Source organism: Candidatus Krumholzibacteriota bacterium (assembly GCA_016931295.1).
Lineage (GTDB): Bacteria > Krumholzibacteriota > Krumholzibacteriia > Krumholzibacteriales > Krumholzibacteriaceae > JAFGEZ01.
The window spans coordinates 1-5,893 of record JAFGEZ010000048.1; the positions used below are offsets into that span (position 1 = coordinate 1).

6 protein-coding genes are annotated in these 5,893 nt (G+C 69.1%); all 6 read right to left on the reverse strand.

Annotated elements, in window-relative coordinates; translation table 11 throughout:
• Positions 1-671 (reverse strand): GDP-mannose 4,6-dehydratase (locus JW876_12120; protein MBN1886253.1); only part of this gene is annotated, 671 nt, incomplete at its 3' end.
• A 14-nt stretch (positions 672-685) separates the two neighbouring features.
• Complete coding sequence (locus JW876_12125; GenBank protein ID MBN1886254.1) at positions 686-1,999, reverse strand: UDP-glucose/GDP-mannose dehydrogenase family protein; 1,314 nt, start codon at positions 1,997-1,999, stop codon at positions 686-688.
• Between the two features lie 82 nt (positions 2,000-2,081).
• Positions 2,082-3,089, reverse strand: a complete 1,008-nt coding sequence (locus tag JW876_12130; GenBank protein MBN1886255.1) for a GDP-mannose 4,6-dehydratase — start codon at positions 3,087-3,089, stop codon at positions 2,082-2,084.
• A gap of 3 nt (positions 3,090-3,092) precedes the next feature.
• Positions 3,093-4,067, reverse strand: a complete 975-nt coding sequence (locus tag JW876_12135) for a GDP-mannose 4,6-dehydratase (GenBank protein MBN1886256.1) — start codon at positions 4,065-4,067, stop codon at positions 3,093-3,095.
• 211 nt (positions 4,068-4,278) lie between these two features.
• Positions 4,279-5,583: a hypothetical protein gene (locus tag JW876_12140; protein MBN1886257.1), complete on the reverse strand. Its 1,305-nt coding sequence runs from the start codon at positions 5,581-5,583 to the stop codon at positions 4,279-4,281.
• A partial coding sequence (pyrF, locus tag JW876_12145; GenBank protein MBN1886258.1) for an orotidine-5'-phosphate decarboxylase occupies positions 5,580-5,893 on the reverse strand: 314 nt, incomplete at its 5' end. The genes pyrF and JW876_12140, both read right to left, overlap by 4 nt.

The following is a 5,893-nucleotide window of genomic DNA, read 5'->3' on the forward strand; positions in this document are numbered from 1 at the left end:
ACGCCGGCGCAGTGGTCCTCCACGTAGATCCAGTCGCGCACGTTGCGGCCGTCGCCGTAGAGTGGCAGCGGCTTGCCCTCGAGGGCGTTCGTCACGAAGAGGGGGATGAACTTCTCCGGGTGCTGGAAGGGCCCGTAGTTGTTCGACGACCGGGTGATCACCGCGGGAAGCCCGTGCGTGCGGTGGAACGCGCGCACGAGGAGATCGGCGCCCGACTTGCTCGCCGAGTAGGGGCTGTTGGGCCGGATCGGGTCGTCTTCCCGGAACCCGCCGCGGAGCGTGCTCCCGTAGACCTCGTCGGTGGAGATCTGCACGAACCGCGGCAGCCCGTGCTTGAGGGCGCGCTGCAGGAGCGTGTAGGTGCCCATCACGTCGGTCTTCACGAAGGAGCCCCCCTCGAGGATCGACCGGTCGACGTGCGTCTCCGCGGCGAAGTTGTAGAGGACGTCGACGCCGGGCATCAGCTCGTCGAGGAGCCTGCCGTTGCAGATGTCCCCCTTGACGAACCGGAAATCGGGCCGGCCCTCGAAGGGGCGGAGGTTCGCGGGATTGCCGGCGTAGGTGAGCTTGTCGAGGACGGTGACGTGCGCCGCCCCCCTGCGCTTGAGCAGCAGGCGCACGAAGTTCGTTCCGATGAACCCGGCGCCGCCGGTCACGAGGATCCGTTTCATCGACCTTCTCCTCCCTACGGGCGCTCGCGGCCGAAGGAGTGGTACCTGAACCCCTTCTCCCGCATGATGTCGGGCTTGTAGATGTTGCGGCAGTCGATCACGACCGGCTCCGCGAGCATCCCCTTGACCTTGTCGAGGTCGAGGACGCGGAACTCGTTCCACTCGGTCGCGATGACGAGCCCGTCCGCGCCGTCGATCGCACCGTAGGCGTTCTCCGCGTACTCGATGTCGAGCTTGTACAGGGTGCGCGCGTTGTCCATCGCGATCGGGTCGAATGCGCGCACCGTCGCCCCCGCCTCCCGGAGCCGCGCGACGAGGCGCAGGGACGGCGCGTGGCGCATGTCGTCGGTGTTCGGCTTGAAGGAGAGCCCGAGGAGGGCGATCGTCCGTCCCGACAGGTCGGGGATCTCGGCCCGGAGCTTCTCGAGGAGCCGGTCGATCCGCCCGTCGTTGACCTCGCTCGCCGCCTCGATGATCCTGAGCGGGATCTCCGTTTCGGCGGCGGTGTGCAGGATCGCGGAGACGTCCTTCGGCAGGCAGGAGCCGCCGTAGCCGACGCCGGCATGCAGGAACTTCGATCCGATCCGCTTGTCGAGGCCCATCGCCCGCGCGACGTCGTCGACGTTCGCGCCGAGCGCCTCGCAGAGATCGGCCATCTCGTTGACGAAGGAGATCTTGACGGCGAGGAAGGCGTTGCTCGCGTACTTGATGAGCTCGGCGGTGCGGATGTCGGTGAAGACGAGCGGCGTCTCGAGCAGGTAGAGCGGCCGGTAGATCTCGCGCATCACCTCGCGCGCGCGCTCGCTCTCCACGCCGATGACGACGCGGTTCGGCCGCATGAAGTCCTCGATCGCCGATCCCTCGCGCAGGAACTCGGGATTGGAGACGCGGTCGAAGGGGATGTCGTTCTCGACGTGCTCGCGGACGATCTCCCCGACGCGCTCGGACGTGCCGACCGGCACGGTGCTCTTCTGCACGAGGATCCGGTAGCCGTCCATCGCCTTCGCGACGTCCTCGGCCACCGTGAAGATCTGGCTGAGGTCGGCCGCGCCGTCGTCGCCCATCGGCGTGCCGACGGCCGAGAAGACGACGAGGGACTCGGCGACCGCCTGTTCGAGATCGGTCGTGAAGAGGAGGCGTCCCGCGTCGTAGTTGCGTTTCACCAGTTCCTTGAGCCCCGGCTCGTAGATCGGCATGACGCCGTCCTGGATCTTCGCGATCCGTTCGCGGTCGATGTCGACGCAGATCACCCGGTTGCCGAAATCGGCGAGGCACGCCCCGCTCACGAGCCCGACGTAGCCGGTTCCGACCATGCAGATATTGGGCATCGTACTCTCCTTGTGATGTCCGTTCGCTTGCGCGCCCCGCGGGGCGCGCGCCGGGCCGTCGCGCCGGCCCGGTCCGCCGTCTCTATCCGTCCGCCGCCTCCCGGCGTTCCCACCAGTCGGCGAGGTCGGCGAGCATCCGCCCGCGGCCGATCGACGGCTCCCAGTCGATCGCCGCGCGAAGCCGCTCGTTGCTTCCGATCATGACCGGCACGTCCACCGGCCGCAGCAGGGCCGGGTCGGTCTCGACCTGCACGTCGCCGGGGATCCTCGCGAGCAGGATATCGAGCGCGTCGCGGAGTTGCAGCCCCGTCCCCGAGCAGACGTTGAAGACCCGGCCCCGGCTGCCGCTCTCCACGAGCAGCCGGTAGGCCCTGACGACGTCCCGCACGTCGAGGAAATCCCGCTCGACGTCGATGTTGCCCGTGCGGACGACCGGCTCGTCGAGTCCAAGCCGGACCCGGGCGCACCGGCGGGCGAAGGCCGGCAGGACGAACATGTCGGACTGCCCGGGGCCCGTGTGCCCGAAGCTGCGCGTCACGATCACCGGCAGCCCGTGGCACGTCCCGTACTGGAGGGCGAGCATGCCCTGGGCCGCCTTGCTCACCGCGTAGGGGCTCACCGGCTCGATCCTGCTCTCCTCGCGGAGCGGCATCTCCTCGCGCGGGCGCCGTCCGTATTCCTCGCTCGAGGAGACCGAGAGGAAGACGGTCTTCCGCCCCCGCGGCGACCGCCGGAGCGCCTCGAGCAGGCCGAGGGTGCCGAAGAGGTTCGTCCGGATCGTCCCGAACGGATCGTCGAAGGAGCGGCCCGCCGAGCTCTGCGCCGCGAGATGGAAGACCGCGTCCGGCGACGTCTCCTCGACGAGCGCGGCGGCGGAGACGGGATCGGTGAGATCGCATCGCCGGTACGAGGACCCGCCTGAAGCGGCCGGCGGCGGCAGCGTCCGTGTTCCCTCTCCCGGGATCGTCACGCCGGCGGGCGGCGGCGCGTCGAGGATGTCGGTGGCCGCCACGTCCCAGTTAAACGAGACGAGTTCGTCCACGAGATACCGCCCCACGAATCCGCATGCGCCGGTCACGAGGGCCTTCATCGATCACACGCTCCGCTGCACCGTCGCCGGGCAGGTCCGCCAGAACTCGAGCAGGTCGGCGAAGGTCTTCTCGATCGGGATCTCCGGCTCCCATCCCGTGTCTTCGTGGAAGCGCGAGTTGTCCCCCTCGAGGATCTCCACGTCGCTCGGGCGCAGCCGGGACGGGTCCCGCTCCACCGTCACCTCGAGGCCGCTCATGTCGATCAGCATCCCGAGCATGTTCCCGATCGACATGCTCCGGCCCGAGCAGATGTTGTACACCTCGCCCGGCTTCCCCTTCTCGAGCGCGAGCCAGTAGCCGCGGACCATGTCGCGGACGTCGGTGAAATCCCGCTTCGCGTCGAGGTTGCCGACGCGCATCACCGGGGGGCGCAGGCCCTTCTCGATGTCGACGAGCTGCTTCGCGAAATCGCTGCACACGAAGACGGGGCCGCGGCGGGGGCCGGTGTGGTTGAAGCCCCGCGTGCGGACGACGTCCATCCCGTAGCTCATGAAGTACTGGTAGCCGAGCATGTCCTGCCCCACCTTGGACACGCCGTAGGGGCTCAGCGGCCGCAGGGGGTTGCTCTCCTTTATGGGAACCTCGTCGGGATAGACCATCCCGTACTCCTCGCTCGAGCAGGCGATCTGGATGCGGCATTCGATGCCGAGCTTGCGCACCGCCTCGAAGACGTTGAGCTGGCCGATGATGTTCGTGGAGAGGGATTCCGACGGCGCCTTCCAGGAGGTCGGCACGAAGCTCTGCGCGGCGAGGTGGAAGATCCGCTCGGGGCGGACCCGCTCGATGACGTCGCGCGTCGATGTGGCGTCGCGCAGGTCGCACTCGAGAAGGCGGAGGCGGTCCCAGATATGGTCGATGTTCTCCGTGCGGCTCCGCCAGCGGACGATCCCGTACAGCTCGACGTCGGTATTCTCGAGGCAGAGATCGGCCAGGTGGCTTCCCGCGAACCCGGTGATCCCCGTGATCAGCACTCGCATGGTACCCCTTCCGAAGGCGGCGGAGCCGCCGCGCGACCCGTGGGAAAGCTCAAGAGTTCGAGTATATCAGAAATGCCCACCGGATGTGTACCTTTTAGACGAATTCCGCAAGGAGGTCAACGGCTATCCCCCCCGGGGCCGGCGGCGCCGGGGCGCGGCCTCTCCCGTGGCGCGGGGGCGGGGCGGAGCCGTCTTGCCGTGTGGTGCACGGTCAGCCGTAGACGAGGTAGAGGACGAGCGAGGCCGCGGCCGTCGCCGCGATGGTGAATGGCAGGCCGATCCTGACGAATCCGCCGAAGGAGACCGGGTGCCCCTCGCGCCGCAGGATGCTCGTGGCCGCGATGTTCGCCGCCGCGCCGATCGGGGTGATGTTGCCCCCCATGCAGGAGCCGATCAGCACGCCGAAGGCGAGAAGCGTCATGAACCGCTCCGCATCGAGCCCGCCCGCCGGCGCCACCCGGCCAGCGACGCCGATGACCACGGGCAGGACCGCCGTGATGTAGGGCACGTTGTCGATGAAGGCCGAGACGGCCACCGAGAACCAGACGACGATCATGAGGAGCGCGAAGGGGCTCAGGTGCCCGAGGGCGGCGAGCCGGTCGGCGGCCGCGTCGATCACCCCCGCCTCGCCGAGCATCCGGACGAGGGCGAAGATGCCGGCGAGGAGCAGGACGGTGCCCCAGTGGAGGCGCTTGAGCAGGTGCCGCAACGTGCCCCGCTCCCGCTCGCGCCGGCGGTACCAGGCGAGCCCCCCGATCCCCACGAGCATGCAGGACACTCCCCCGTACCAGCGGAACCCCGGATCGGCGAGAGGCGCGAAGGAGAGCAGGAACACGGCCAGAATGATCAGCGTCAGCGGGAACCACGACCGGACCGGCGCCACCGGGATGCGCGGCGGCCGCTGGCGGTGTCCCCGCACGAAGAACAGGAGGACGAGGAGACCGACGACGGCGCCGACCTGGACGAGCCAGAAGATCCCCGCCTCGCCGAGCCGGTTGAACCAGAAGAAGTCCCAGAAGTTCATCCGGAGGCGGGAGGCCACGATCATGCTCGGGTAATCGCCGATCAGGATCGCCATCCCCTGGAGGTTCGAGGAGATGGCGACGCCCACGATGACCGGCACCGGCGAGACGCCCCCCTTGCGCGCCATCTGCAGGGCGATCGGCGCCACGACGAGGACGGTGACGACGTTGTCCATGACGATCGAGAAGAGGGAGGCGAAGGCGATGACGAGAACGAAGGCGACGGTGAGGTTCGGCGAGCGGTTGCCGAGCTGGTCGGCGATCGCCTCGGGAAGCCTTGAGTAGCTGAAGAGCTCGGCCATGACGACCGAGCCGACGAAGATCCCGAGCACGTTCCAGTCGATACCGCCGATGAGGTCGGCGAGACCGAACTCGTCGAGGAAAAGCCCGGCGAGGACGGCGATCCAGACGGCCGCCCACCGCCCGCTGTGCAGCACGACGAGCCCCGCGTACGCGAGGAGGAAGATCACGATCGCCCAGGTCGTGCCGGTCATCGTTCCGGTGCACCGTCCAGTTCGCGCAGGATCGCGGCGGCCGCCGCCGCCGGATCGGGCGCCCGGTAGATCGGCCGGCCCACGACGAGGTAGTCGCTCCCCGCCTCGGCCGCGGCCCGCGGCGTGGCCACCCGCTTCTGGTCGCCCGTCGCCGCGCCGGCGGGACGGATCCCCGGCGTGACGATCGTGAAGTTCTCGCCAACCTCGGCGCGCACGCGCGCCGCCTCGTGCACCGAGGCGACGATCCCGTCGAGCCCCGCCTCGCGGGCCCGCCGCGCGAGCCTGAGGACGAGATCGGCCACGTCGCCGG